This window comes from Gammaproteobacteria bacterium, assembly GCA_013816845.1.
Lineage (GTDB): Bacteria > Pseudomonadota > Gammaproteobacteria > DSM-16500 > DSM-16500 > Aquicella.
The window spans coordinates 378,180-404,344 of the sequence record JACDDU010000001.1; the positions used below are offsets into that span (position 1 = coordinate 378,180).

Consider the following 26,165-nt stretch of genomic DNA (forward strand, 5'->3'; position numbering starts at 1 on the left):
TAAACTCTCTTTTATATTGAAAGGACATTCAGTTGCTTACCCACTTTTTCAAAAGCAGCTATCGCTTGATCGAGATGTGCTTCGGTGTGTCCTGCTGACATTTGGGTGCGAATGCGCGCCTGATTGAGAGGCACAACGGGATAGCAAAATCCAATCACGTAAACCCCTTCTTTTAACATTAGATCGGCAAATTGTTTTGCTAATTTTGCATCACCTAACATCACTGGAATAATAGGATGATCACCAGGAACTAAATTAAAACCAAGTTGCATCATTGCTTTGCGAAAGTACTGGCTATTGGCGTGCAATTTTTTAATGAGATGATGATTTTCCTCTAACATTTGTAAGACTGTCATGGAAGTTGCAGCGATGGTGGGTGCTAATGTGTTTGAAAAAAGATAAGGACGTGAACGTTGACGTAACCATTCAATCATTTCTTTTCGACCACTGGTGTAACCTCCTGAAGCGCCACCCAATGCCTTTCCTAATGTGCCGGTTAATAAATCAATGCGCTGCACGACATGATGATATTCATGGGTACCGCGACCATTTTCACCCATCAATCCAACAGCGTGTGAATCATCGACCATCACAAGGGCATTATATTTATCGGCTAAATCACAAATCGCTGGCAAGTTGGCAGTTATACCATCCATCGAAAAAACACCGTCTGTTGCGATAAGTTTAACCCGGGTATCTTGTGCTTCTTTCAACTTATTTTCTAAATCATGCATATCGTTATTGTTATAACGAAACCGCTTTGCTTTACTTAATCGAACGCCATCAATGATGCTTGCGTGATTAAGCGCATCACTAATAATGGCATCCTCAGGGCCAAGTAAAGTTTCAAAAAGACCTCCATTTGCATCAAAACAAGAAGAGTAAAGAATAGTATCTTCAGTCCCTAGAAAAGCACTCAACTTATTTTCTAAATCTTTGTGAATCGATTGCGTACCGCAAATGAAGCGGACCGATGACATCCCGTAACCATAATCATCAAGCGCTTTTTTAGCGGCTTCGATAAGTTGGGGATGGTCTGCTAATCCTAAATAATTATTCGCGCAAAGATTAATAACTTTTTGTCCGCCAGCAAGTTCAATCACCGCTTTTTGGGGAGAGGTAATAACTCGCTCACTTTTGTAAAGCCCCGTAGCTTTTAATTGGTGAATTTCATCATTAAGAAAATTCAAAAACCCTTCACGGTTCATGACATTGCTCCTGGATAGTGTAGTCATTCATTACGCCTTGATCAAAATATAAACGTTGTGCAAAAGTTGACACAATTATGGCCTAAACACGCGGGTGATGACAAGCGTTTAATGGGTAGCCGCAGGTGAGGTTATAATAAACAACAATAAGAATTGATCCTAAATTGCCGATCAGATACGTGGTGTTTTAACCCCATCAGATTCCTCAGCCGGGGAATCATTGTTGGGTTTATCATTTGTGTTATCAAGATTAGGCAATATCGTCCTTGCATTACTTCGCGGCCTTCCCATTGTGGGTTCCCTTTGCGTTTCGCCGAGTGAAGTTGATTCATTATTAAATTGCTCAGCTGAGGAGTTATTGTTGTGGTTATTATCATTTTTATGATCTATATCGGGCACTATCGCACTTGCATTACTTCGCGGCCTTCCCATTGCGGGTTCCCTTTGCATTTCGCCGAGTGAAGTTGATTCATTTGAATTAAAGCTTATAGGCTTATTCAAAGTAGGAGAGGTAGGCGGGGTTTTGTTGGCTACACCAAAAGCTTGCGCCAATTTCGTCATAATCGTTTGCGTGTCCCCTTTTGCGGCAGACTTAATTGTAGGATGTGAAGCCTGACCTAAATTAGGACTTGAAGCAGGGCTCACGTTAGGACTAGTAATAGGACTCGAACTCGGACTGTAGATGGGATCAGGGTTTATGATACCAAGATCAAATGCTGCTATGACATCATATTTGTACCTCTTGTTGTGACCCACTGATTCTGGATCAGAATAATATTCATGATAGCGCTCTTGGGCATGATTCCTATGTTTAGAATGATGATACATCGAAAGAACCCGAAAAATATCTCGTTTAAAAAAATTTTCCGGAGTTTTATCTTTGGCGCCGGGAAGATAAACAGGTAAATTAAAAAGATAATTGGTAACAGCATCTTGTATAAATTTGTTGGCGTGTGTTATGGATTTTGCAGGAATGGCTTCATCGTGTTGCTTTTCATTAATAAAATCGTTAAGAATGTTTTTAAGTTGAACTGAAATATTTTCAAATGCCATTCTTAGTTTCTCTGCTTCTTCATTAGTTACAGGAAGCTTAAGCGTTTTAAAACTAATTTTTTCCTCTTTACTGAGCATTTTAAACGTCTTTGCTATTCCTGTAGAACTTTTTTCGAATTTCACAATATTTTGATTTTCGCCTTCACCAATTAGAAGATCCTTTTTGGAGTCAAAAACACGATGCTCATTGTTAATGAGATTTTGAATAGAATTGCCGTAAAGTGCGTATAAGTTATCTAAGTGAGCTCTAACCTTCTGCTCAAGTTCGTTGTCGTTTTGTCTCAACATTCGCTCTCTCCGAGTTCATTTTAACCGCTTGGGTCTTATCTTTAGTATAAGACACTGAAAGAGATAAAAGATTAGGAAGTACTTGCCGTGGGGTTTTTTAACCCATTGAATAATAGAATTTAATAGATACAGAGGGTTGTAAATGCATTAAAAATATCAATCATTTTTTAATATCCGGGGAAATCCTCCGTACGAATAAAATCTTCATCGATCTGCATTTCTGCTAAGACTTCTTGTAGTGTGGTTACCATAGTTGGCGAGCCGCAAATGTAGTAGGTCGGTGCATTAAGATTTTTGATGTATTTTTTAATCATAGCGTTATTGATGAAGCCACTTTCCCCTTGCCAAGAACTGGGAGCTTGATCCATGGTGGGTATGAAATGAAAAGTGGATGAGACTAAAGATTGCAATTCATTTAAAAAAGCTGCATGTTGGGGCGTTGCATTACCATAAAATAAATAAATTTCTTGTTGGGATTGATGAGCTTGATGATGTTTAATTATGCTGTAAAAGGGTGCAACGCCAATGCCGCCCGCAATAAAGACAGCGGGTTTTGAGACATCTTCATGTAAAGTGAAAGTACCAGTTGGTCCTGCAAATTTAATTTTATGACCTGGCTGTAATTCGACTAAGCAACGCTTATAGGCTGAGTGCTTCAGCCCGGCATCAATTCTTGTCGCAATCGTAATATGGGTATCCTCAGGTGTACTGAGTAAAGAAAACCGTCGGGTAATACCGAGCGCATCTGTTTCTACAGGATTTAATAAAGTAAAACCGCCATATTGTCCTGGTTTAAAATTGAAGCCTTCTGGTTTTTCAAAAGTAAAAACCAGTGTGCCTTCCGCGACTTTCTGCTGCTTCGTTAGTGTTAATTCATAAATAGGCATGCGATAACCTCGATCGACTAAGTCGCATTGTAATACAGATGAAGAAGAAAAAAAGCCCTACTTTATTTTTTAAGCCGAGGTGATGTTAACTTTACTTCTAATTGTTGTCTTAACTTAGTGATAAGTGCTTCATTGTGCGGGGTCATTAAATCTGGATGGTCTTTAAATAAAAGTCCTATGTAAGTATCTATCTCATCCTTACCTTTTCTCCCAGCTTGAATCATTGCATAATCTTCCTCTGGACGTTCTGGATTTTTCATCGTAAGCAGCACAAGATCCTTGCGCACATTCTCACGTGAATCGGAATTTATCATTTCAAGGTTTTCTAAAAATAAAGTAAGCGGTCTTTTTAAGTCTTTTTGAGAATTTTTATTGTCTGACATTATAAGTCCTACCTGTGATAAAGTACCCTTCTTTTAGTATAGCGATCTCTTTAGTTAAAAGATTACTGTTATGTTAACAAATCAAATGACTCCACAAAATTTAAATAGAATAAACAACTTAAAAGCGTTGAGCTGGGCCTGCCGCCGCGGTATGTTGGAACTCGATATGATTTTAGGCGCCTTTCTCACTGAAAAATACCTAACTTTAACCGATGCACACAAAATATTATTCGTCGATTTACTCGCGTTACCCGACCCTTTACTTTATGAATGGCTTCTAGGCGTCCAGGTCGAAGTGCACGATGAATTTTTACCTCTCGTCGAATTGATTCGCTGCCATGCAAGATCACCAATTTAATCTTTCTTATTCTCGCTTTTATTTTCTCTACTTATTGGTATTAAGTTTAACCAGCATGGTGGCGCTAACTGTTTTAAACGTTTCAATGATGATTAAATTACTGATCAGTCTAGTGATTGTGAGTTACTTCATCTCTCGATTTCGAGCGCTTATTTTTTTTCAGGCTAAAACATCGATACGATCTTTACGCGTGCAACAAGGTGGGGTGTGGATTTTAGCAATGAACGATGGGGTAGAGCGCGCCCAACTCTTAGGCGAGAGTGTCGTTACACCTTTTGTTAGTATTTTACTTTTCAAAATGGCAAAACAAAAATTACCGAAAGCGTGTGTCGTTTTTTATGATGCATTGACTCCAGAACAATACAATCGTTTATGCGTTGCTTGTCGAACGACACGATGGAAAAAAATTCATTATTAACGTAATACGGGATGGGGTTTCCTATCTTCATTAATCGCAACAAAAGTAAATAAACCATGTGCTGCTTTCTTATACCCATCCGCTAGAGATTGTGTCCAAACTTCCATGCTAATTTGCAAAGACGTGCGGCCCACTTTAACGTGTTCTGCATAACAAGCAATGGTATCGCCCACGTAGACTGGTTTGATAAAAACTAATCCATCTATTGCAACAGTGACAACGCGGCTTTTTGCAAAGTTCCGTGCTGCAATACCTGCACCCATGTCCATTAAAGAAACAACGAAGCCACCAAAGATATCGCCGTTGGCATTCGTATCGGCTGGCATGGCTACAATTTGTAACGCTAACTCACCGCGGGGGCCAGTGTCTGACATGCTTTACTCCTGATATAGTCGTTGATACTTTCAACAAAAATACGTTACTATCATGCCCCTTATTGGACAGCTAAATCATGCGCAACGTTCGCAATTTCTCAATTATTGCACATATTGACCACGGTAAATCAACACTTGCCGATCGTTTAATCCAACTTTGTGGAGGTTTAGCGCAACGCGAAATGCAAGCGCAAGTTCTCGACTCCATGGATTTAGAACGAGAGCGTGGCATTACCATTAAAGCCCATAGCGTTACGCTGCATTACAATGCCTTGAATGGTGAAACCTACCAATTAAACTTTATTGACACACCAGGCCATGTGGACTTCTCTTACGAAGTATCCCGCTCCCTCGCTGCTTGTGAAGGTGCCTTATTGGTTGTTGACGCGGGGCAGGGAGTGGAAGCGCAAACCGTTGCTGTTTGTTATACCGCTATTGATCAAGGGCTAACCGTTGTCCCTGTTTTAAACAAAATTGATTTACCTCAATCTGACCCTGAGCGAGTGATTCATGAAATTGAAGATATTATTGGTATTGAAGCTCAAGATGCAATCCGCATCAGTGCTAAGCAAGGCTTAGGGATCCCTGAGTTATTAGAACGAATTATTACCGATATTCCAGCACCCGTAGGCGATCCCGACGCACCCTTACAAGCATTGATTATTGATTCATGGTTTGATGCCTATTTAGGCGTTGTGTCTCTGGTTAGGGTAAAAAATGGCACTCTAAAAATGAATGAAAAAATGCAAGTCATGTCGACGGGTCGTGCTTATGAAGTCACAGGGCTCGGTGTCTTTACTCCCAAGCGCGTTGCGATGGGTAAGTTAAGTGCGGGTGAAGTCGGATACGTTATTGCAGGGATCAAAGAAATTAATGGTGCACCCGTCGGTGATACGCTAACGCATTCATATCATGGTTCAACCCAAGCTTTACCAGGATTTCAAAAAGTTAAACCGCAAGTCTATGCGGGTTTATTTCCTATTCATTCCGATGATTTTCCTAACTTGCGTGAAGCATTAAGCAAACTACGCTTAAATGATGCAGCTATGTTTTTTGAGCCCGAATCATCGGAAGCGTTAGGCTTTGGTTTTCGTTGCGGATTTTTAGGCATGTTGCACATGGAAATTGTGCAAGAACGCTTAGAACGTGAATATAATCTCGAATTAATTACTACAGCTCCTACAGTAATTTACGAAGTGTTAACCAACAAAGATGAAATTTTGCATGTTGATAACCCGGCTAAATTACCCCCCATTAATCACATTAAAGAAATTCGTGAACCGATCGCCAAAGCCCATATCCTCGTCCCACAAATTCATTTAGGTAATGTCATTACATTATGTATAGAGAGACGCGGTAGCCAAAAAAGCATGTTGTTTCATGGTAATCAAGTTGCGCTCATCTATGAATTACCGATGAGTGAAATCGTACTCGATTTTTTTGATCGATTAAAATCGGTAAGTCGGGGCTATGCTTCGCTTGACTATAGCTTTTCTCATTTTGTCGTAGGCGATTTAGTCAAACTAGATATTTTAATTAATGCAGAAAAAGTTGATGCATTAGCATCTATCGTCCATCGCGAACAATCGCAATCGCGTGGAAGATTGGTTACAGAAAAATTAAGAGAGTTGATCCCCCGACAAATGTTTGATGTGGCTGTGCAAGCGGCCATTGGTGGACACATTATTGCACGGCAAACCATCAAAGCAGTTCGTAAAAATGTTACTGCAAAATGTTATGGGGGTGATATTAGCCGGAAGCGTAAATTACTCGAGAAACAAAAAGAAGGTAAAAAACGCATGAAACAAGTGGGGAATGTTGAAGTTCCTCAAGAAGCTTTCTTAGCTGTGTTAAAAATTAATGATAAAAAGTAAAGACTGTATTTTTGGTTGTATGTTGACTGGATCAATCGTCCAATTTGCAGGCAACATTAATAATAGGAATGATTATGAATTTAGATTTTGAATTAATTTTATTTTACGCAATCGTCATCACCGGTGTATTGTCATTAATTGATGTTGTTTGGCTTGCGAAACGACGTAAGCGCTATAGTTACGGCTCGATTACTGAAACGCCCAAACCACCTCTTTTGTTTGAATATGCGCGATCATTTTTTCCTATTCTAGTCATTGTCTTTTTATTACGTTCCTTTTTATTTGAACCGTTTCGCATTCCTTCAGGTTCCCTGGAACCCACTTTGTTGACTGGTGATTTTATTTTTGTTAATAAATTTAATTATGGAACGCGCTTGCCGATTCTGCACACCAAATTATTTGGCAAAGGGGAGCCAGCTCGTGGGGACATTATGGTCTTTTTATGGCCACCCGACCCTTCTTATAAATTTATTAAACGCGTTATCGGATTACCGGGCGACCGTATTAGCTATATCGATAAAGAATTGTATGTGAACGGAGAAAAAATCCCCCAAAACGATTTAAGCTCGGGCATCGCCAGCCTTCCATCCATCGCCCATGGCTCGGTTATTGAGAAGCAAGAAAACTTTTTTGGTGTTAAACATAACATTTTTGTTATGCCTGATCGAGAAAGTCGCAACTACTCCGATGTCACTGTGCCTCTTGGCATGTATTTTGTCATGGGTGATAATCGAGATGATAGTGCAGATAGCCGCTATTGGGGTTTTGTGCCAGAAAAGAATATTGTCGGCAAAGCTTCCCGGGTCTGGATGAGTTGGAATAATGATAAATGGAGCATCCGGTGGCGACGCATTGGTCAACACATTCAATAATAGGGCGAGCATGAGCGATGCGTTACTAAAAAAGTTGCAATATACCTTTCGCAATCCAGAATTGTTTAGGATGGCGTTAACGCATCGAAGTCGGGGTGCAGACAATAATGAGCGTTTAGAGTTTTTAGGGGATGGCATGGTTAATTTTGTCATCGCCGAAGTTTTATTTCATCAATTCCCACAAGCGAGTGAAGGCGAGCTGAGTCGGTGGCGGGCTTCCCTTGTTAATCGCGATACCTTAGCGCTCCTTGCTAAGCAATTTGATGTCGGTGATTATTTATTTTTAGGCCCAGGAGAATTACGCAGTGGGGGCAATGAGCGTGGTTCTATTCTATCTTGTGCGATGGAAGCACTCATTGGTGCGATTTACTTAGACGGGGGATTTGAAATCACGCGTGAAAAAATCATGACGTGGTATGATCCACTTATTCAATCGCTTTCTTCTGCTGCCAGTCACAAAGATCCTAAAACGGTGCTTCAAGAACATTTACAAGGTAAACGCTTACCCTTGCCCATTTACACCATTGAAGAATTGGAAGGGGAGGCTCACCAACAAGTCTTTATTGTAAGTTGCCAGGTGGAAGGTATATTTGAAAAAACATTTGGCAAAGGTACATCCCGACGCCGAGGCGAACAAGAAGCCGCATTAGCTATGTTAGGAATATTAAAAAAATGACGATAACCCATTCAGGTTTTGTAGCACTCATTGGCAGGCCCAATGTTGGTAAATCAACATTGCTTAACCGTTTAATTGGAGAAAAAATCAGTATCATTTCTCCCAAGCCCCAAACAACACGTTGGCAAATTTTAGGCATCAAAACACTTGATTCAACCCAAATTATTTATATCGATACGCCCGGTATGCATCAAGGCGAAACCGATGCAATGAACCGGTATATGAACAGAGTAGCCCATTCCGTGCTGCATGATGCAGATGTCATTCTCTTTTTGGTTGATGCGAATGAATGGGATAAAGATGATGAATTGGCAGTTAAAAAATTACAAGACGTTGAAAAGCCCATTATCCTTGTCGTTAATAAAGTGGACATGGTTAAAGATAAATTAAAACTGTTACCGTTCATTGATAAAATCAAAGAAAAAGCTAACTTTGCCGAAGTGATTCCGCTCTCAGCAAAAAAAGGTGAAAACGTTGAGGCACTTGAACAAACTATCATGACATTGTTACCCGAGGGTCCTGCGCTTTATCCAACAGATCAGTTAACGGATAAAAATATTCGTTTTCAAATTGCTGAAATTATTCGTGAAAAATTAATTAATGCAACTGAGCAAGAATTACCTTATGCAACTACAGTTGAAATTGAACAAATGGCAGAACGCCATGAGCCCGATAAAAAAGCGTTAACAGAAATCAGTGCCATCATCTGGGTGGAACGACCTGGACAAAAAGTTATTGTTATTGGCAAAGGCGGGGAGAAGCTGAAAAGAATTGGGACCAGCGCGCGAATTGATATTGAAAAATTACTTAGTACGAAAGTTTTTTTGCGACTCTGGGTCAAAGTAAAAGAGCATTGGACGGATGACGATAAGGCGCTTAAAGGTCTAGGATACGATTAATGAAGCGCGTCCTCCTGTCGCCTGCCTATGTCTTGCATCGACGGGCTTACCGCGAAACGAGTCTGCTTATTGATTTATTTACCCCAGATCATGGCCGTCTCAGCGTTATTGCCAAAGGAGTTCGTAAGCCTCGTTCAACGCAAGCCTCTCTCTTGCAACCCTTTGTTCCCCTTTTAGTTTCTTGGACAGGCAAAACAGAGCTCCTCACCCTTATGCACGTTGAAATGAATGGCGGATGTCAAAGTTTGCGGGGTGAATGTTTATTTGCTGGTTTTTATTTAAATGAATTATTAGTCGCCCTCTTGCAAAAATGGGACCCTCATCCTGAAGTGTATACACTTTTTGAGCAAACCCTTGTCAAGCTTAATGACCCTACCTTACCGCAAGGGGCGTTACGCACTTTCGAAAAACAATTATTAGAAGCGCTAGGTTATGGATTTTTTCCACCCACAGCGCTACTGTCTGATACATTTGTTGTCGATCAATACTATCGTTTTATTCCCGAAGAGGGTTTCGTTAAAAACGAAAATAATTTAAATGACGGCGCTGCAACCTTTTTAGGAAAAAGTTTAATCGGTATTGCAAAAGAAGCATGGCATGAGGGAGCAGTTTTACATGATGCTAAGCGATTAATACGGCTGGTTTTGGCACCTTTATTGGGTAATAAACGGTTACACAGCCGCCGTTTATTTACCCAGCCAACACATGCAAATTGATGTAATTGAGGTACAATTAGCGTTTATTATAAGTCGCCTCGCAATTTCGTGAACGGCGGAATTCAAACTTTTTTGGTAAAAATAAGGCACAGTATGTACATCCAACCTATTGTTCTGGGTGTTAACATTGATCATGTTGCAACTTTAAGACAAGCTCGGATGGTTCGGTATCCCGATCCCATTGCTGCAGTTTTTGCAGCAGAAGAAGGGGGTGCGGATGGTATCACCGTTCATCTACGTGAAGATCGTCGGCATATACAAGAAAGAGATGTGGAATTAATCCAGCAAGTCTTATTAACTCGTCTCAATTTAGAATTAGCAGTGACTGATTCGATGCTTGCCTTTGCCGAGCACATCAAGCCTGCTCATTGTTGTTTTGTTCCAGAACGTCGCGCGGAATTAACGACTGAAGGCGGACTCGATGTGTTGGGAAATATTTCTAAAATAAAAGAAGCAGTGCAACGCATGCAAGAATGCGATTCCGAAGTTTCTTTATTTATTGATCCAGATATCGCTCAAATTGAAGCGGCCTTAGGGTGTGGTGCAGAAGCAATTGAAATTCATACAGGTGCTTACACTGATGCAGAAACGGTTCGCGATCAACAAAAAGAATTAGAACGGATTAAGAAAGCGGCCCACGTTGCTCATCAAGCAGGTTTAATTGTCAATGCAGGGCATGGTTTAAATTACCAAAATGTTCATGCCATTGCACGGTTACCTGAAATTTATGAATTAAATATTGGTCACAGCATTATAGCGCGTGCTGTTTTTTCCGGATTAAAGAAAGCTGTTGTTGAAATGAAATTAATCATGAACTCTGCTAGAGAAGGATTACGATAATGACTGTGCGCACGCGTTTCTCCCCAAGTCCGACAGGACGAATACATTTAGGAAATGCCCGTGCTGCACTTTTTAGTGCGCTTTATGCAGCTAGCAAGCGTGGTGTTTTTATTTTAAGAATAGAAGATACAGATAAAACTCGTTCAGAAACACAATATACCGAGTTATTACAAGATGATTTACGCTGGCTGGGCATTGAATGGCAAGAAGGTCCGGGTAAAGAGGGGGCTTACGGGCCTTATTTTCAATCCCAACGTCAAACTATTTACGATAAATATTATCGCTTATTGGAAGAACAAGGATTGATGTATCCGTGTTTTTGTTCGGACCAAACATTACAACTTTCACGGAAAATGCAATTAACCCGCGGTCAACCGCCCCGTTATGCAGGCACATGTTTACAATTATCACAAGATGACATTGCCACAAAAATTGCCGCCGGGGAAAAACCTGCATGGCGATTTCGCGTGCCCTTAAACACGACCATCACCTTTGAGGATGCGGTTAAAGGTCAGCAGCAATTTAAAAGCGATGATATTGGTGATTTCATTATTCGTCGTGCTGATGGCACCCCACCATTTTTATTTTGTAATGCAATCGATGATGCAACGATGCAAGTTTCTCATGTCCTTCGCGGTGAAGATCATCTTGCTAATACACCAAGACAACTCATGCTGTTAGAAGCAATGCATTTGCCTTTACCAAGTTATGGCCATTTATCCTTAATTGTTGGCGATGATGGCGCGCCACTTTCAAAACGTCATGGCAGTTTTAATTTAGCGCAATTGCAAGCGCTTGGATATTTACCTCAAGCTGTACTTAATTATTTGGCTAGATTAGGTCACGCGCATGATCAACCCAAATTATTAAGCTTCGATCAATTAACAACTTATTTTAATTTAGAAAAACTAAGTCGATCGCCTGCCCGATTTGATGAAAACCAATTACTTTTTTGGCAAAAAACCGCCGTACTTGCACTTACTGAAGCACAGTTTTGGGCATGGCTTGGCGAGGACATTAGTAAGCAAATACCAGAATCTAGCCGAGCGTTATTTGCAGGCACCATTAAAGATAACATTACGTTTCCCCTGGAGGCTGCTACGTGGGCCACGATTTTATTTGCTGATGAATTAAATTTTGGTGGTGATTCACTTCAAGTTATTCAAAATGCGGGGCCGCAATTTTTTACCGAAGCCTTTGATGCTTTTGTAACCCATGGTATTGACCTACCAAAAGTCTTAGCTCAAATCAAACAAAACTTGAGTGTATCAGGGAAAGCATTGTTTATGCCGCTGCGCATTGCTTTAACCGGACTGACTCATGGTCCGGAAATGCTTCCCCTTGTGCAACTACTAGGCTTGGACAACATTAAAAAGCGTTTGCAAACAGCTGCTGAGCTTGCTAAGGCTAACGTTGTTGGAGCGGATTAGCCATGTTAAAAATTTATAATACCCTCAGTCGTAAAAAGGAAGTTTTTAAAACCCTTCAAGATAAAAAAGTTAAAATGTATATCTGTGGTGTAACGGTTTATGACTATTGTCATTTAGGGCATGCGCGAACTTATGTATCAGCCGATATCATGGTGCGTTATCTACAGTTTCGTGGTTATGAGGTGACATATGTGCGTAATATTACTGATATTGATGATAAAATTATTCGTCGTGCCCAAGATGCCAAAAAAAGTTTTACTGCAATTACTGAAGAATTTATTCAAGCGATGCATGAAGACTTTGCTGCCTTGCATTTAACGTTGCCGCATCATGAACCCCGTGCAACGGATTATATTCCGCAAATGATTGCGTTGATTCAAACCATGATAACCAATAAAAATGCTTATGTTGCCGATAATGGCGATGTATATTTTAATGTGCGTAGTTTTCCTGAGTACGGTTGTCTTTCGCATCACAACATTGAGCAATTAGAAAGTGGTGCACGGGTCGAAGTGGTTGACGTTAAAAAAGATCCACTTGATTTCGTATTATGGAAGGTTGCAAAACCCGATGAACCTTCTTGGAATTCACCTTGGGGTGTGGGTCGACCTGGGTGGCATACGGAATGTTCTGCAATGTGTCTCGATTTATTAGGCGATCAATTTGACATCCATGGTGGCGGTCGCGACTTAATTTTTCCTCATCATGAAAATGAAATTGCCCAAGCTCAATCGGTTACGAAAAAAAATTTTGCAGGGTTTTGGGTGCACGGTGGGTTTTTACAAATTGAAAAAGAAAAAATGTCAAAATCTTTAGGCAATTTTGTTACCATTCGCGATGCACTTCAATTACATCAACCGGAAGTATTGCGCTATCTTTTAATTGCCAGTCATTATCGCAGTGCATTAATTTATTCTGATGATTTGTTGCTTAAAGCAAAACAATCATTAAACCGACTTTACACGGCACTACGATTTCAAGCTGTGGCAGCAGTTCCACCAAACAGCGATTTTGAAATACGTTTCGTTGAAGCCATGGATGATGACTTTAATACTCCGATTGCGTTAGCCGTATTATTTGACCTTGCCCATGAAATCGAACGTTTACGCGAGGCGGATTCACAATCAAGCGCATTCCATGCCGCATTATTAAAAAAATTAGGTGGCTTGTTAGGGCTGCTAAGCAATGACCCTGATGTTTTTTTTCAAGCAGGGATTCAGGTTGATGTTGAAAAAATTGAAAATTTAATCGCTGCACGCAATCTTGCGCGACAAAATAAAGAATGGGAAAAAGCAGATGCTCTTCGTAAGGAATTAAGTGAACTTTCCATCACGATTGAAGACGGCGTGCAGGGCACAACCTGGAAAAAGCTTATCTAATAATTTTTAATTTTAAGTAAAGAGTAAATAAAATGTTTAGTAGACCCTGGTTGAGTAAACTGTATGGCTTATTTGCACCACAAGATAACAACTTAAATGATTATTTTTACAGTTCAGGCTCTGTAGAAAAACAACGTTATCACTCAACGATTAATGAGGAAGATAAACTGATTGATTTAATCCAAGAAAAATCAGGCATGAATCCTAATGCTTCAATCTTTGCCGTAACGCATACTGTCAATAAAACACTAACGTTTTACTTTGAAATGGGTAGAGGCAATCCTGAATTTGCAACAGAGATGGAACAATTTCTCCATCATATCAAACCTAATCTTAAACAAACATGGACGACTAAACAAAATCGTTTTCATCCGGAAATTGAGAATCCAGTCCTCTTGATTAATTTAGGTGATATGAAGGATTTAATAAAACGGTTGAATGCAACATCAGTTTTACAACCTCATGCAAAGGAAACGAATACAGTTAGCAAAAATCGTCCTTAACAAAGCACGAAGTAACTACAGGTGCGAAATTTCATTTACGTGGGGAATATGATAACTTAACCATTCTTTAGTCAGAACCACGATAAGGAAAGATTATGCTTAGTTTATGGAAAAACAGGGTTCGACGTCATCACGATGATACGTATTATAGTATGGGCATGTTTGGGGGAAATTCTAACGTCATTTCCCATCAAGAAGATGAGTTAATCAACCTCCTCACGCAAAAATCGGGTTTCATTGATTCCCGTAGTTATATTTTCGCGGTTACCGACCGACATAAAAAATTGGTTAAATTACATTTCTCTTATGGTTATTTGAATGATGAAAGTTTTGCTGACGCAATGAAAATCTATTTGCAAAATATCAAAGCTGATTTGAAGCAAAAATGGGAAATCATCCAATCCAATGGCATTGAAGATCCGGTGCTTACTATTTCTTCGAAACAATTAAATGATTTGATAATTCGTTTAAGAGTAGCGCCCGTCGAGCCTACTCAACTTATCATTAAACGCCAAGCGGAAAAAGTTCGTCCCATGCATGGAAATAGTTTAATTTTAAAGTGATGAATTGAGCGTCTTGATGTTTATAATAATTAAGACGCTCCATGTTTTACTGGAGTTATGTGTTTAAGCAACCATTCCTCGCAACACATACTGTAAAATCCCACCATGCTCGTAATAAGCCATTTCATTTTGTGTATCAATACGACTTATTAAATTCACCTTTATTTCTTCACCATTTTGCCGGGTGAGGGTTGCAATTAATTTGCAGCTTGGTGTGAGTGTATTTATGTTCAAAATACTGATGGTTTCATTACCAATCAAGTTTAAAGTTTTACGCGTTACCCCTTTCTCAAATTCAAGTGGCAAAATACCCATACCAATTAAATTAGAACGATGAATGCGTTCGAAGCTTTCCGCAATCACTGCATTCACGCCTTGAAGTTTAGGTCCTTTTGCTGCCCAATCGCGTGAAGATCCTGTGCCATATTCTTTCCCTGCAATGATAACTAAGGGAACTTTTTCTTCTTTATAACGCATGGCTGCGTCATAAATACTTACTTCATCACCGCTTGGAAAATGTTTCGTAAAACCGCCTTCGGTACCTGCAAGCATTTCGTTTTTGATGCGAATGTTTGCAAAGGTTCCTCGCACCATGACTTCATGATTACCGCGTCTTGCACCGTAGGAATTAAAATCAACGATTTCGACCCCTTGTTCTTGTAAGTAACGTCCAGCGGGACTATCTGTTTTTATGGAACCCGCAGGCGAGATATGATCAGTCGTAATACTATCGCCCAATAAAGCTAAAATTCTCGCTTGATGAATATCCTTAACAGCTTCAGGTTCGCGCTTTAAATTTTCAAAATAGGGTGGATGTTGAATGTAGGTGGAATCTGATTGCCATTGATAAGTTTCTCCTAAAGGTGCATTCAATTGTTGCCAGGCTTTTGTTCCGGCAAAAACGTTTGCATATTGTTTTGTGTACATTGTGCGATTCACACTTTCTAAGGCTGCCATGATTTCTGCATGACTTGGCCACAAATCTTTGAAATAGATTGCTCTGCCATCTGCGGTTTCAGTGATGGGATCAACATCTAAATTGATCGATGTCGTTCCTGCTAAGGCAAATAAAACAACTAAAGGCGGTGACGCTAACCAATTTGCTTTAACTTGCGGATGGATTCGACCTTCAAAATTGCGATTGCCGGAAAGTACAGCGGAAACGATAATATCATTTTCAGAAATTGAATCAGCAACGACTTGCGGCAGCGGGCCGGAATTGCCAATACAAGTCATACAACCATAACCCACGGTGTCAAACCCAAGCTGATCAAGATATTGTTGTAATCCGGATGCATTCAAATATTGTGTGACAACACGTGAACCTGGCGCGAGTGATGTTTTAACCCAAGGTTTCACCCTCACTCCCAACGCCACAGCTTTTTTAGCAACTAAACCTGCAGCCATTAAAACACTAGGATTGGAAGTATTGGTGCAACTGGTAATCGCAGCAATAACAATGTCATGATGATGCAATTCAAAATCACTGGTGGTTGCGAAAGATTGATCTTCTTCGTTCTCACGTTTGTAGCTTTTCAACAATTCTTTTGTTTTTGGTTTGAGCTCGGCTAAAGTTAACCGATCTTGGGGACGCTTTGGTCCTGCCACACTCGGTTTAATTCCCGCTAAATCAATTTTTACAATTTCAGTAAACTGAGGCGATGGTTGCGCACTGTCATACCACAATCCTTGCGCTTTAGCATAAGCCTCTACAAGTGCTATGGTTTCTTCTTCACGACCCGTTAGATGCAAGTAATTAAGCGTTGCTTGATCAATAGGAAAGAAACCGCAAGTGGCACCATATTCAGGCGCCATATTCGCAATCGTTGCGCGATCCGAGACGGGTAAATGTGCTAAACCAGAACCAAAAAATTCGACAAATTTGCCTACAACACCAAGTGTCCGCAGACGTTCCGTGATGGTTAAGACCAGATCAGTTGCCGTTACGCCTTCATTAAGCTGTCCTGTCAATTCAACACCCACCACTTTAGGGACGAGCATGGAAATGGGTTGGCCGAGCATTGCAGCTTCCGCTTCAATGCCGCCAACGCCCCAACCTAAGACCCCTAAGCCATTAATCATAGTGGTGTGACTATCGGTTCCGACTAAGGTATCTGGATAGGCGAGAAGGCGATCTCCTACCTTACTATGCCAAACTGTCTTAGCAAGATTTTCTAAATTGACTTGATGACAAATACCCGTTTCAGGAGGGACGACACGGAAGTTAGTAAAGGCTTCTTGTCCCCAACGCAAGAAAGTATAACGTTCAGCATTGCGTTGCATTTCTATCGCGGCATTCTTTTCCATTGCGTCGTTGCGCCCCGAAAGATCAACTTGAATCGAGTGATCAATGACTAAATCGACAGGGGTAAGCGGGTTAATTTTTTCAGGATCTCCCCCCAGAGCTTTAATGGCATCCCGCATTGCACCTAAATCCACCACTGCAGGCACGCCAGTAAAATCCTGCATGAGGACCCGTGCAGGCCGAAAAGCGATTTCTTGCGATGACTGTTGCTCGGGTGACCAATTCGCTAAGGTTTCAATATCCTTCTGTGTCACGGTATTTTGATCTTCGTGACGTAATAAATTTTCTAATAGGATCTTAATAGAGTAGGGTAGAGAGGGGATTTTGTTAAATCCGGCTTGTTCTAGTACTTGCAAGCTAAAATAATCATATTGTTGATCATCGATAGTTAGGTGACATAAAGTTTTATAGGAATCGTTTGAGTTCACAGCGGGTCTCCACTTTCATATGAGGCATGCAATGCATTTGATACAAATTATAAGTACGCGACAGCACGTTTATTTTGGCTTATTATATACACGTTTTTTAGCCAGTGTGACATCCTTTAAGAGGGGCTCGCTCACATGATTGCTGCACCTGATGTTGTTCTTCTATCTCGCCTTCAATTTGCCATTACGGCGCTATATCATTTCCTATTTGTACCTCTGACTTTAGGTCTCTCAACACTCCTTGGCATTATGGAAACCGTGTATTTCATGACCAATCGGCCGATTTGGCGGACCATGACGCAATATTGGGGAATTTTGTTCGGCATTAATGTTGCCATGGGCGTCGCCACCGGTGTAACCATGGAGTTTCAGTTTGGAACGAATTGGGCATATTATTCCCACTACGTGGGGGATGTGTTTGGTGCTCCATTAGCCTTGGAAGGCTTAATGGCTTTCTTTTTAGAGGCGACTTTCATTGGTATTTTCTTTTTCGGCTGGGATCGCGTCTCTAAAGGCGCCCATTTGTTTTCTACTTGGATGTTAGCAGCTGGAGCAAGTTTTTCAGCCCTATGGATTTTAATTGCCAATGCTTGGATGCAAAATCCCGTGGGTGCTCACTTTAATTTCCATACCATGCGAATGGAACTTTACGATTTTTACAGCGTAATCTTTAATGAAGTTGCCCAAGCTAAGTTTGTCCATACTATCAGTGCAGGGTATGTGACAGGATCGATGTTTGTTTTATCACTCAGTGCCTATTTTTTATTGAAAGGTCGAATGGTGGCTTTTGCAAAACGCTCCATTACTGTTGCTGCAGCATTTGGTCTTGCTTCTGCACTTTGCGTTGTCATTTTAGGCGATGAAAGTGGCTACTTGGCTGGGTTGAATCAAAAAATGAAAGTTGCGGCTATTGAAGGGATGTGGGAAACAGAGCCTGCCCCTGCCGCTTTAACGCTTATAGGTCTCCCTGATCAAGCGCACCGGGCAACGGAATATTCACTCAAAGTTCCTTACCTTTTGGGGCTAATTGTCACCCGATCTATCAATCGTCCAGTCTATGGAATCGTGGATTTAGTTGAAGAAGCGAAACACCGTATGTATAGCGGCATTTTAGCTTACGATGCCCTAACGGCTTTGCAATTGGATCCCACCAATAAACGCGCGGAAGATATACTTGACGCTAATCAAAACAATATTGGCTACGGATTATTGCTTAAGCGCTACACCGACGATGTCTTGCATGCTACCCCTGAAATTATTGATCGTGCTGCTTGGGATACAGTTCCTGATGTCTTTGTGATGTTTTGGACTTTCCGGGTGATGGTAGCTTGTGGTCTATTTTTTATTATCCTCTTTGCCTATGCATTTTATCTCAGCTTACGCAGGCGCATTGTCAAAACACGATGGTTTTTGTGGATTGCGCTTTTTAGTCTACCTTTACCATGGGTTGCCTCTGAAATGGGTTGGATAGTTGCTGAATACGGCCGTCAGCCCTGGATTGTTGATGGCATGCTTCCGACCTTTATGGGCGTTTCCTCCCTTTCAGTCACAGATGTTTGGATTTCTATCTTAGGTTTTGTCTTGTTTTACTCTGCATTAGCAATAGTAGAGCTTTATTTAATGATTAAATATATTCGTTTGGGGCCTGATCAATTATTTCCAATCGAAGACTTTAGTATTCAGCCTAGAGTTTTGCAACACGAAACCCCTAATACTGCTAAAGACTGAGGCTTTCCATGTTTGAATTAGAAACTTTACGGATGGTGTGGTGGATATTGTTAGGTTTTTTATTTATTGGCTTTGCGCTTTTTGATGGATTCGATCTAGGTACTGCTTGTTTGTTTCCCCTTGTTACTAAAAACGAAGCCGAACGTAATGCAGTTTTGGAAACAATCAAACCTTTTTGGGAAGGCAATCAAGTTTGGATTATCGTGGGAGCTGGCGCTTTATTTGCGGCTTGGCCATTTGTGTATGCAGTCGCCTTTTCCGGCGCCTACTTTGTTATGTTACTGCTTTTATTAACCATGGGCATTTCACGCCCCGTGAGTTTTAAATATCGAGAAAAATTACCCAATTATTTTTGGCGACGAACTTGGGATTGGCTGGTATTTGTTGGAGGTTTTGTCCCAGCTCTCTTATTCGGCATTTTAGTTGGCAATATATTAATCGGTTTGCCTTTTCGTTTTGATTCGGATCTTTCTCTTACTTATGAGGGGAAGCTGTATGAACTGTTTTCCTTGTTTCCTTTACTTTGTGGTCTTGCAAGCATTGCCATGCTAGCAATGCATGGGGGTGCTTATCTCGCAACTAAAACCTATGTACCTATCAAAACACGGGCACTCTTTTGGACGCAATTTTCTGGGATAGTTTTAATTGTGTGTTATGCAACCGGGGGCATCATGATTGCTAATACGGTTATAGGTTATCAAGTAACCAGTGTTATCGATCCTAACGGCTATTCAAATCCATTAAATAAAACAGTGATTCAATCACTAGGGGCTTGGTTAAACAATTATTCACTGCATCCTTCATGGATGCTTAATCCGCTTGCCGGTTTCCTAGGGGCAATTGGCGCCGTATTGTTTGCTTTTTTAAAGTTTCCACGACTTGCGTTTTTTGCAAGTTGTATCAGCATTTGTGGGATTATTGGTTCTGTTGGCGCAAGTATGTTTCCGTTTATTTTGCCTTCAACAACACATTTTAATTCGAGCTTGCTTGTATGGGATGCATCGTCGACAAAACTTACTCTCATGATGATGCTAGTTGCGATCATCATTTTTATGCCAATTATCATGCTTTACACTGCATGGGTCTACCGTGTTTTGAGTGGAAAGATTCGTGTTGAAGAAATAAAAAATAAACATTAGCGAGGTTAAGAAATGTGGTATTTTGCCTGGATCTTAGGAACAGCCTTTGCTTGCAGTTTTGCAGTTTTTAATGCACTATGGCTCGAGCTTGAAAGCGATGATGACAATGACGGCTTTTGACGAAAATAATTTGATTAACCCCTCGCAAGTTATTCAAGATATCAAATCTTATTTACTCAAACTACAAAACCAAATTTGCCAATTCGCAGAACTTGAAGATGGCAGGGCTACGTTTATAAAAGAGACTTGGCAGCATCATTCAGGTGGCGGCGGTATAACATGTGTTTTGAGCGACGGCGCAGTTTTTGAAAAAGCTGGCGTTAATTTTTCCCATGTTTGCGGGGATGAATTGCCGCAAGCGGCAACCAAATTAAGACCTGATCTTCAAGGCGTTTCATTCGAAGCACTGGGCGTTTCGGTGGTGATGCATCCAAAAAATCCTTATGCGCCCACATCACATTTTAATGTGCGTTTTATCTTAGTTAATACCAAAGAAAAACCTCTGTGGTGGTTTGGGGGTGGTTTTGATTTGACCCCTTATTATGGATTCGATGAAGATTGTAAGCATTGGCACGCGATGGCAAAAACTGCTTGCGATTTTCTTGGTGTTGATGTGTATCAACACTATAAACAATGGGCGGATCGATATTTTTATTTGCCGCATCGTCAAGAAGCGCGAGGTATTGGCGGCATCTTCTTTGATGATTTGAATAATCAACCTTTTGCCCAATGTTTTGAATTTATGCAAAAGGTCGGTGAGTATTATTTAAAAGCGTACCAACCTATTATTGCGAGACGAAAACAAGTGCCTTATGGTGAAAACGAACGTGCATTTCAGCTTAATCGTCGAGGCAGGTATGTAGAATTTAATTTGCTATATGATCGCGGGACTTTATTTGGGTTGCAATCAAAAGGTCGGGTTGAATCAATTTTAATGTCTTTGCCTCCGCTTGTGGCCTGGTCGTATCAGTCTCAACCTCAAGTAGAAAGCGCCGAAGTTGCACTTTTGGAATATTTTTTAAAACCAAAAAATTGGCTTGAATAGAAAGGAGTGGAATGTGAGTGACACAAGATCTTTAGATCAAAAATTCAGTTTTGGGACGAGAGAAATGAATGCTTTAATCGCGCAATTAGCTGAAGAAGAAAGTCGGAATGGTGCGCAAGTTAAGCAACACACTCTAACCGTACCCAATAGTAAAAGAGAAGATACCGAAATCAATTTTTACGAAATTAAAAAAAAATATAATCAAACTCTTAAAAGTATTGTTTTATTTGAAGTCAATAAAGATGCCGATGCAGCTGATAATCAATCAGATCTGGTGCCGATTAGTGAAATTTTGAAGTTAATTTGTCGTAATCGCGAAATGAATAATAGCACGATTTTGTTACCTATGATGCAGTGTCGGGGCCATTTTAAATTACCTGTCAACCTTTCTTTAGAATGGATGAATATTTTTAAATTACCGATGAACATCTGTGAGCGGCTGAATATTTTTTTGCAAAAAAAACATATGGTTTTAGTTGAAGTCAATTTAGCTAAGATGGAGATTACTATTCATGATTCTCAAAAAGATTATAATAAGTTAATCAAAAATTTTTCCACCACCGTTAAAATTGAACCCTATCCTAATAAAATTGAAGAAGTTATTGATGAATTAAATAAGCTGGAAAATCTATTTGCGCGAGATTTTAAAAAACGAGACAATCTGTTTTACTTGAGAAAGAAATTTTATGAAATGCAGAACGATCGTATTCTTGGTGCCGTCTTTGTACATAATTATATTTGCTCTTTCCTCAAACAAGGACATGCTCAAGAATTCCCTTCTATTCAAATTAATATTGGAAATAAGCCTGCGGATCAACGGCCGGATTCACATATTGTTTATATGGGTGATGAAGACAAGAATATGTACCTTCGTCAATACTTAGGAAATTGGGATACAAGTGAGGATTATAATCCTGCCGCAGATAGTTGGGATTTTTCTTCGGACGAATTGGATTTAGAACAAGCTGCTAAGAAAATCTTTGATGAAATAACTAATAATTCCCAATCAAACTATAATAGTCAACGTTTGTATCAGCCAGTCCAAGAAATTAAGACGCAAGAAAGAGAGCATAACCTTAACAACTATTGCCCGACGAATACTAAAAGACCAATGAGTTAAGATTATTTAACAGCTTCAATGTTTTGCTCCATGTTTCCCGCGAAAATCTTTTCTGCTTCAATGTCCGCTTGAGATTCGCAATAAGTTTCCTTTAAAAACAAGGTAAGGAAAATACCTAGGGCAACTCCGATGGGAACGATACTAAGTGCAAAAGTATAATCGCTGGCCGAGTAGACGGGTAAGCCATCGGAGCCAATGGGACTTTTTGAATGCATATCTAACAATTTTCCGACAATAGGTTGGAAAATCGCACCACCTGCCATGATCAGCATGTTGGTCACAGCCACAGCAGTTCCTGAAATTTGAATAGGGTTGCTTTCCTTGCCCAACGCAAAACACAAAGGGTGAGCGCCGCAGCAAAAACCGATGAAGAAAAAGATCAAATAGAGATGTCCGACGCTCAGGTTTGGGAAATAGAAGACGACTCCGAGTAAAACCGCTGCAAAAAATCCGGTTGCTGTTAACGGAAGTCGTCGACGTTTGATTTTATCCGAGATGAAACCAATAATCGGGCCAGAAATAATCCATCCGTAAAAAGTGTAAGTTGAAATAGCCACGGCTTGGTGGGGACTAAGATGGTAGACGGAAGTGAGATAAGGAATGCCCCATAAATCCAAAAACACTGAAGAAGGCAAGTACAGTAAACAACCAATAATACCAATCAGCCACATTTGTGGATTCGTACATATAATTCGTAAGGCTGAAAATAGATGAGTCATGTCGATGGGTGCTTTCATTTCATGGATCACATTATCACCATTCATTGGACGATTTCGGACAAAAAATACAACCAATAGGCTTAAGATTACGCCGGCGATTAAGGCGGTTTGTAGAGATTGTTGATAGCCAATCGTTTCGATGACTTTAGTAAGATGATTTTGTGCCATTGCACCCGCAATCATGCCACCTGCAGTGGTGAGACCTGCAACGGTTGCAAAACGATTGGCTGGAAGCCAAACGGAGGCGAGCTTTAAAGTCCCAATATAGGCAAAGGCACAACCTAGCCCAATCATTAATCTACCCATGCCAGCCATATTGTAACTATTGGCAGTGATAAAAATGCCCAATCCAAGAACTGCGACCAAACAGGCTGCGCATAATACAAAACGGACCCCAAACTTGTCATATACCATACCCGCTGGCACTTGCATGGGTGTATAGGACCAATAATAAAGGCCGGCCAAGGTACCAAATTGTGTTGCTGTGATATGAAAAGCTTGGGTTAATTCGCCCTGCATAACACTGGGGGAAACGCGGAGAAAGTAATTATAACAATAAAATAGCATTCCACAGGCGACTATAAGCCAAGGATAAAGGGTTTTAAAAAAGGGAGCAGGAACTGAGCGGTTATTTTCTAACATTATTTTTTCCTTCCTTCCTTCAGCTAAATATGGTCATGGAAAAATGAAATACACCTTCTATACATTTAGCTGCTTGAGAATTTTATTCTTTTTATAAAGTTAGCGGGTTGCGTAAAGCTCAATTACGAGCAATTTCGATTTTTAGTACTTTTTTCAAGCAATATCCTGCGAAGCAAAGAAGGACTTTATAGCAAAATCATTTGGTCAAAGTCAATTCAGGGGCAGGAAATTTCGAAATCCATAGAAAAAAATTAGTTAAATTTGAAAGGGTTTAAGGTAAATATGATTTAAAATCAATCAAATGAATCGACCTATAGGGCAAAAATTAATGGCAAACTAATTTTATTTAGTATTTAATGACTAACCTAAGAGGGTCTAATTTAATAGGAGAAAACATGAAATTGAAGTCGTTAACAATGGTAATTGCGTCTAGTTTACTGGGAGCTACCTTCGCCTACATTGCACCCGCAATGGCAGATGACGAAAACGATGAAATGGGGCAGTCCATGATAATGGCCTCCAATGACTCAAAAACTACCAATAATATTGGTGATTTAGCCGAAAACAATGCATCAGATCCTAACGATGCCGGCGCACCTGATACTGCAACAGGGGATGATGATTACTAAATACTCCCGCATACCCCTTACTGGCCCACTTTAGTTTTAGTAAGGCAAGAGGATGGGCAAGCCTCTTTTCTGTCCATCCCCCCTCAACTTATTGGTTTACGATGACCAAGTCTGTAGATCGCGGGCAGAGGGTCTCACCAATCCCCTAAGAAAGTATGTAAGCTGGGATTTTCTCCCTTTCCTTTATTCATTTTCTTAGTGATTCGCATAAGCTTCACGCCTCATTGCTAAGTTGTAAAATTTTAGGCAACATCTATCCAACCGATACTTAGTGCAATGACGTCTATGAGTTATAAAGCCAAAATAGCAGCGATCCTTTCTATCTTATTGTGGGCATCTGCTTTTGTAGGCATACGGGCGGGACTTACTGATTTTTCACCGGGAGGTCTTGCGTTATTGCGTTACGCGGTGGCCTCACTGGTGATGGGTGGAATCTACTGTTTTTATCGTTTTCCCCAAGGTGTAACTCGACGTGATGTATTTGGACTTTTATTTGCTGGAGCGTTTGGTATAGGACTTTACAACATGTCCTTGAATTATGGCGAGGTGAGTGTTTCCTCGGGCGTTGCAAGTTTTATTATCGGACAATCTCCCATCCTTACTGCGATTATCGCTTTGATACTTTTTGGTGAGCGGCTTACATTCTTACGCGTCATTGGTTTTGGTGTTAGCTTAGCAGGAATTATTTTACTCTCAGTTGCAGAGACTACTTCGCAAGCAAAGTGGGATGGATTTTTATATATTCTAGTTGCAGCAATCTCGGGCAGTTGTTACTCGTTTCTGCAGAAACCATTCTTAAAAAAATACCATGCCATTCAAGCAACCACTTTTGCAATATGGGGAGGGACACTCCTTCTTTGTATGTATATGCCACAGCTTCATGCTGATTTAGCAATCGCGTCCTGGACTTCGATCTCAATCGTCATTTACCTAGGCGTTTTCCCGGCAGCCATTGGCTATGCTGCATGGAGTTATGTTTTAGCAGAAACTTCTGCCGTACAAGCGGGTACTTACCTTTATTACATTCCTTTTGCCACCCTTTTAATTGGGTGGTTATGGTTGGGTGAAATTCCAACGTTGCTTGCCATTTGCGGCGGGATTTTGACAATGATTGGCGTGTGGTTTGTTAACCACTCTTATTATTTGCAACGGCTGAAAATTCAACTTCAACTTAAAGCTCAACAACCATAAGTCAATGTTTTAGAGATGATTCAATAAAGCTTTCAACATTTCTTTTTCGTTAAGTTGCGTATAATCTTTTTCAATTTGAGTTAGGGGATATTTCTTTAATTCATGTGGAAAATGTTTAAGCAACAAACCCATAAAAGCGGGCGGCGCTACTAAAATAATATCTTTAAATTCCTGTCGTAAACGTCCTTGCTCTAGTACATGAACAAGTTCATAAGCAAACTGATCCGCTTCTTGTAAGTGGGGCGGGGTAGTCGGTTCAAACCGGGTTGTGCCAAAAGGCCCCATGAATGAACCCATTTTATCCGCCACAAGTTCAGCTTGTTTCAAGCGGCTTTCAACATGAGAAAATTCTGCTAGGAAATGTAAGTCATCGGTTTTCGCACCTTCAATAAAAATTTTCGCTTTATGACAGCTGTAAAGACGCGCCTTACTGGCATCGGCGATAACCAACCAGGTGAGTGTTGAACTTGTCATAATCATTCCATGAGTCGTAAATTT

27 protein-coding genes are annotated in these 26,165 nt (G+C 40.4%); 19 read left to right on the top strand and 8 right to left on the bottom strand.

The annotated features are described in order from the left end of the window. Positions 1 to 11 precede the first annotated feature (11 nt). The 4 genes from H0W64_01800 to H0W64_01815 all read right to left on the bottom strand — a co-directional run bounded on the left by H0W64_01800 (position 12) and on the right by H0W64_01815 (position 3,819). On the bottom strand, positions 12 to 1,208 hold the full coding sequence (locus tag H0W64_01800) for a glycine C-acetyltransferase (GenBank protein MBA3660437.1): 1,197 nt from the start codon (positions 1,206 to 1,208) through the stop codon (positions 12 to 14). A gap of 171 nt (positions 1,209 to 1,379) precedes the next feature. Next, positions 1,380 to 2,549: a hypothetical protein gene (locus H0W64_01805; GenBank protein MBA3660438.1), complete on the bottom strand. Its 1,170-nt coding sequence runs from the start codon at positions 2,547 to 2,549 to the stop codon at positions 1,380 to 1,382. Positions 2,550 to 2,716: 167 nt separating this feature from the next. Then, a complete protein-coding gene (locus H0W64_01810; protein MBA3660439.1) occupies positions 2,717 to 3,436 on the bottom strand; it encodes an FAD-dependent oxidoreductase in 720 nt (239 codons plus the stop codon). Between the two features lie 62 nt (positions 3,437 to 3,498). Next, positions 3,499 to 3,819 carry a hypothetical protein gene (locus tag H0W64_01815; GenBank protein ID MBA3660440.1) on the bottom strand — a complete coding sequence of 107 codons (321 nt, stop codon included), beginning with the start codon at positions 3,817 to 3,819 and terminating at the stop codon, positions 3,499 to 3,501. Between the two features lie 70 nt (positions 3,820 to 3,889). Between H0W64_01815 and H0W64_01820 the strand changes: the two genes are divergently transcribed. Both H0W64_01820 and H0W64_01825 read left to right on the top strand, forming a co-directional pair. After that, the gene (locus H0W64_01820; protein ID MBA3660441.1) at positions 3,890 to 4,177 is read left to right on the top strand and encodes a succinate dehydrogenase assembly factor 2; all 288 of its coding nucleotides are present in this window, start codon (positions 3,890 to 3,892) and stop codon (positions 4,175 to 4,177) included. After that, positions 4,158 to 4,595, top strand: coding sequence for a hypothetical protein (locus H0W64_01825; GenBank protein MBA3660442.1), 438 nt, complete (start codon positions 4,158 to 4,160; stop codon positions 4,593 to 4,595). Before H0W64_01820 ends, H0W64_01825 begins: the two co-directional genes overlap by 20 nt. On the opposite strand, the gene H0W64_01830 is transcribed toward H0W64_01825, so the two are convergent. Further along, positions 4,592 to 4,969, bottom strand: coding sequence for an acyl-CoA thioesterase (locus tag H0W64_01830; protein ID MBA3660443.1), 378 nt, complete (start codon positions 4,967 to 4,969; stop codon positions 4,592 to 4,594). The genes H0W64_01825 and H0W64_01830 overlap by 4 nt on opposite strands. Positions 4,970 to 5,046: 77 nt before the next feature. Here H0W64_01830 and lepA point away from each other — a divergent pair, with 77 nt between their 5' ends. The 10 genes from lepA to H0W64_01880 all read left to right on the top strand — a co-directional run bounded on the left by lepA (position 5,047) and on the right by H0W64_01880 (position 14,721). Then, the gene (gene lepA / locus H0W64_01835) at positions 5,047 to 6,843 is read left to right on the top strand and encodes an elongation factor 4 (protein MBA3660444.1); all 1,797 of its coding nucleotides are present in this window, start codon (positions 5,047 to 5,049) and stop codon (positions 6,841 to 6,843) included. A gap of 74 nt (positions 6,844 to 6,917) precedes the next feature. Continuing rightward, entirely contained in the window at positions 6,918 to 7,715 is a 798-nt protein-coding gene (gene lepB, locus H0W64_01840; GenBank protein ID MBA3660445.1) for a signal peptidase I, read from the top strand. Positions 7,716 to 7,725: 10 nt separating this feature from the next. After that, the gene (gene rnc, locus H0W64_01845) at positions 7,726 to 8,391 is read left to right on the top strand and encodes a ribonuclease III (GenBank protein ID MBA3660446.1); all 666 of its coding nucleotides are present in this window, start codon (positions 7,726 to 7,728) and stop codon (positions 8,389 to 8,391) included. Further along, positions 8,388 to 9,290: a GTPase Era gene (era, locus tag H0W64_01850; protein ID MBA3660447.1), complete on the top strand. Its 903-nt coding sequence runs from the start codon at positions 8,388 to 8,390 to the stop codon at positions 9,288 to 9,290. Before rnc ends, era begins: the two co-directional genes overlap by 4 nt. Next, positions 9,290 to 10,006, top strand: a complete 717-nt coding sequence (gene recO, locus H0W64_01855) for a DNA repair protein RecO (GenBank protein MBA3660448.1) — start codon at positions 9,290 to 9,292, stop codon at positions 10,004 to 10,006. Before era ends, recO begins: the two co-directional genes overlap by 1 nt. A gap of 93 nt (positions 10,007 to 10,099) precedes the next feature. Continuing rightward, entirely contained in the window at positions 10,100 to 10,846 is a 747-nt protein-coding gene (gene pdxJ / locus H0W64_01860; protein MBA3660449.1) for a pyridoxine 5'-phosphate synthase, read from the top strand. Next, the gene (locus H0W64_01865) at positions 10,846 to 12,276 is read left to right on the top strand and encodes a glutamate--tRNA ligase (protein MBA3660450.1); all 1,431 of its coding nucleotides are present in this window, start codon (positions 10,846 to 10,848) and stop codon (positions 12,274 to 12,276) included. The genes pdxJ and H0W64_01865 overlap by 1 nt, the downstream gene beginning before the upstream one ends. 2 nt (positions 12,277 to 12,278) lie before the next feature. After that, a complete protein-coding gene (locus H0W64_01870; GenBank protein ID MBA3660451.1) occupies positions 12,279 to 13,655 on the top strand; it encodes a cysteine--tRNA ligase in 1,377 nt (458 codons plus the stop codon). A 32-nt stretch (positions 13,656 to 13,687) separates the two neighbouring features. Beyond that, on the top strand, positions 13,688 to 14,158 hold the full coding sequence (locus H0W64_01875) for a hypothetical protein (GenBank protein MBA3660452.1): 471 nt from the start codon (positions 13,688 to 13,690) through the stop codon (positions 14,156 to 14,158). A gap of 95 nt (positions 14,159 to 14,253) precedes the next feature. Next, complete coding sequence (locus H0W64_01880) at positions 14,254 to 14,721, top strand: hypothetical protein (GenBank protein MBA3660453.1); 468 nt, start codon at positions 14,254 to 14,256, stop codon at positions 14,719 to 14,721. 63 nt (positions 14,722 to 14,784) lie between these two features. Here H0W64_01880 and acnA read toward each other — a convergent pair whose 3' ends face one another. Further along, on the bottom strand, positions 14,785 to 17,454 hold the full coding sequence (gene acnA, locus H0W64_01885) for an aconitate hydratase AcnA (GenBank protein ID MBA3660454.1): 2,670 nt from the start codon (positions 17,452 to 17,454) through the stop codon (positions 14,785 to 14,787). 135 nt (positions 17,455 to 17,589) lie between these two features. Between acnA and H0W64_01890 the strand changes: the two genes are divergently transcribed. Genes H0W64_01890 through H0W64_01910 form a run of 5 tightly spaced genes read left to right on the top strand, consistent with a single transcriptional unit; the run spans position 17,590 to position 22,486 of the window. Next, positions 17,590 to 19,182: a cytochrome ubiquinol oxidase subunit I gene (locus tag H0W64_01890; GenBank protein ID MBA3660455.1), complete on the top strand. Its 1,593-nt coding sequence runs from the start codon at positions 17,590 to 17,592 to the stop codon at positions 19,180 to 19,182. Between the two features lie 8 nt (positions 19,183 to 19,190). Continuing rightward, positions 19,191 to 20,321 (top strand): cytochrome d ubiquinol oxidase subunit II, encoded by a 1,131-nt coding sequence (gene cydB, locus H0W64_01895; protein ID MBA3660456.1) that lies wholly within the window; start codon positions 19,191 to 19,193, stop codon positions 20,319 to 20,321. Positions 20,322 to 20,333: 12 nt separating this feature from the next. Then, entirely contained in the window at positions 20,334 to 20,441 is a 108-nt protein-coding gene (gene cydX, locus H0W64_01900) for a cytochrome bd-I oxidase subunit CydX (protein MBA3660457.1), read from the top strand. Continuing rightward, the gene (gene hemF / locus H0W64_01905) at positions 20,428 to 21,366 is read left to right on the top strand and encodes an oxygen-dependent coproporphyrinogen oxidase (GenBank protein ID MBA3660458.1); all 939 of its coding nucleotides are present in this window, start codon (positions 20,428 to 20,430) and stop codon (positions 21,364 to 21,366) included. Before cydX ends, hemF begins: the two co-directional genes overlap by 14 nt. A 13-nt stretch (positions 21,367 to 21,379) precedes the next feature. Continuing rightward, the gene (locus H0W64_01910; protein MBA3660459.1) at positions 21,380 to 22,486 is read left to right on the top strand and encodes a hypothetical protein; all 1,107 of its coding nucleotides are present in this window, start codon (positions 21,380 to 21,382) and stop codon (positions 22,484 to 22,486) included. 2 nt (positions 22,487 to 22,488) lie between these two features. Here the strand turns inward: H0W64_01910 and H0W64_01915 are convergent, their stop codons facing one another. Then, positions 22,489 to 23,847 carry an MFS transporter gene (locus tag H0W64_01915; GenBank protein ID MBA3660460.1) on the bottom strand — a complete coding sequence of 453 codons (1,359 nt, stop codon included), beginning with the start codon at positions 23,845 to 23,847 and terminating at the stop codon, positions 22,489 to 22,491. Between the two features lie 416 nt (positions 23,848 to 24,263). Here H0W64_01915 and H0W64_01920 point away from each other — a divergent pair, with 416 nt between their 5' ends. Together H0W64_01920 and H0W64_01925 are read left to right on the top strand one after the other, a co-directional pair. Then, complete coding sequence (locus tag H0W64_01920) at positions 24,264 to 24,476, top strand: hypothetical protein (protein ID MBA3660461.1); 213 nt, start codon at positions 24,264 to 24,266, stop codon at positions 24,474 to 24,476. 285 nt (positions 24,477 to 24,761) lie between these two features. Further along, positions 24,762 to 25,667 carry a DMT family transporter gene (locus H0W64_01925; GenBank protein MBA3660462.1) on the top strand — a complete coding sequence of 302 codons (906 nt, stop codon included), beginning with the start codon at positions 24,762 to 24,764 and terminating at the stop codon, positions 25,665 to 25,667. A 9-nt stretch (positions 25,668 to 25,676) separates the two neighbouring features. On the opposite strand, the gene H0W64_01930 is transcribed toward H0W64_01925, so the two are convergent. After that, positions 25,677 to 26,141, bottom strand: coding sequence for a host attachment protein (locus tag H0W64_01930; GenBank protein ID MBA3660463.1), 465 nt, complete (start codon positions 26,139 to 26,141; stop codon positions 25,677 to 25,679). Between the last annotated feature and the right edge of the window lie 24 nt (positions 26,142 to 26,165).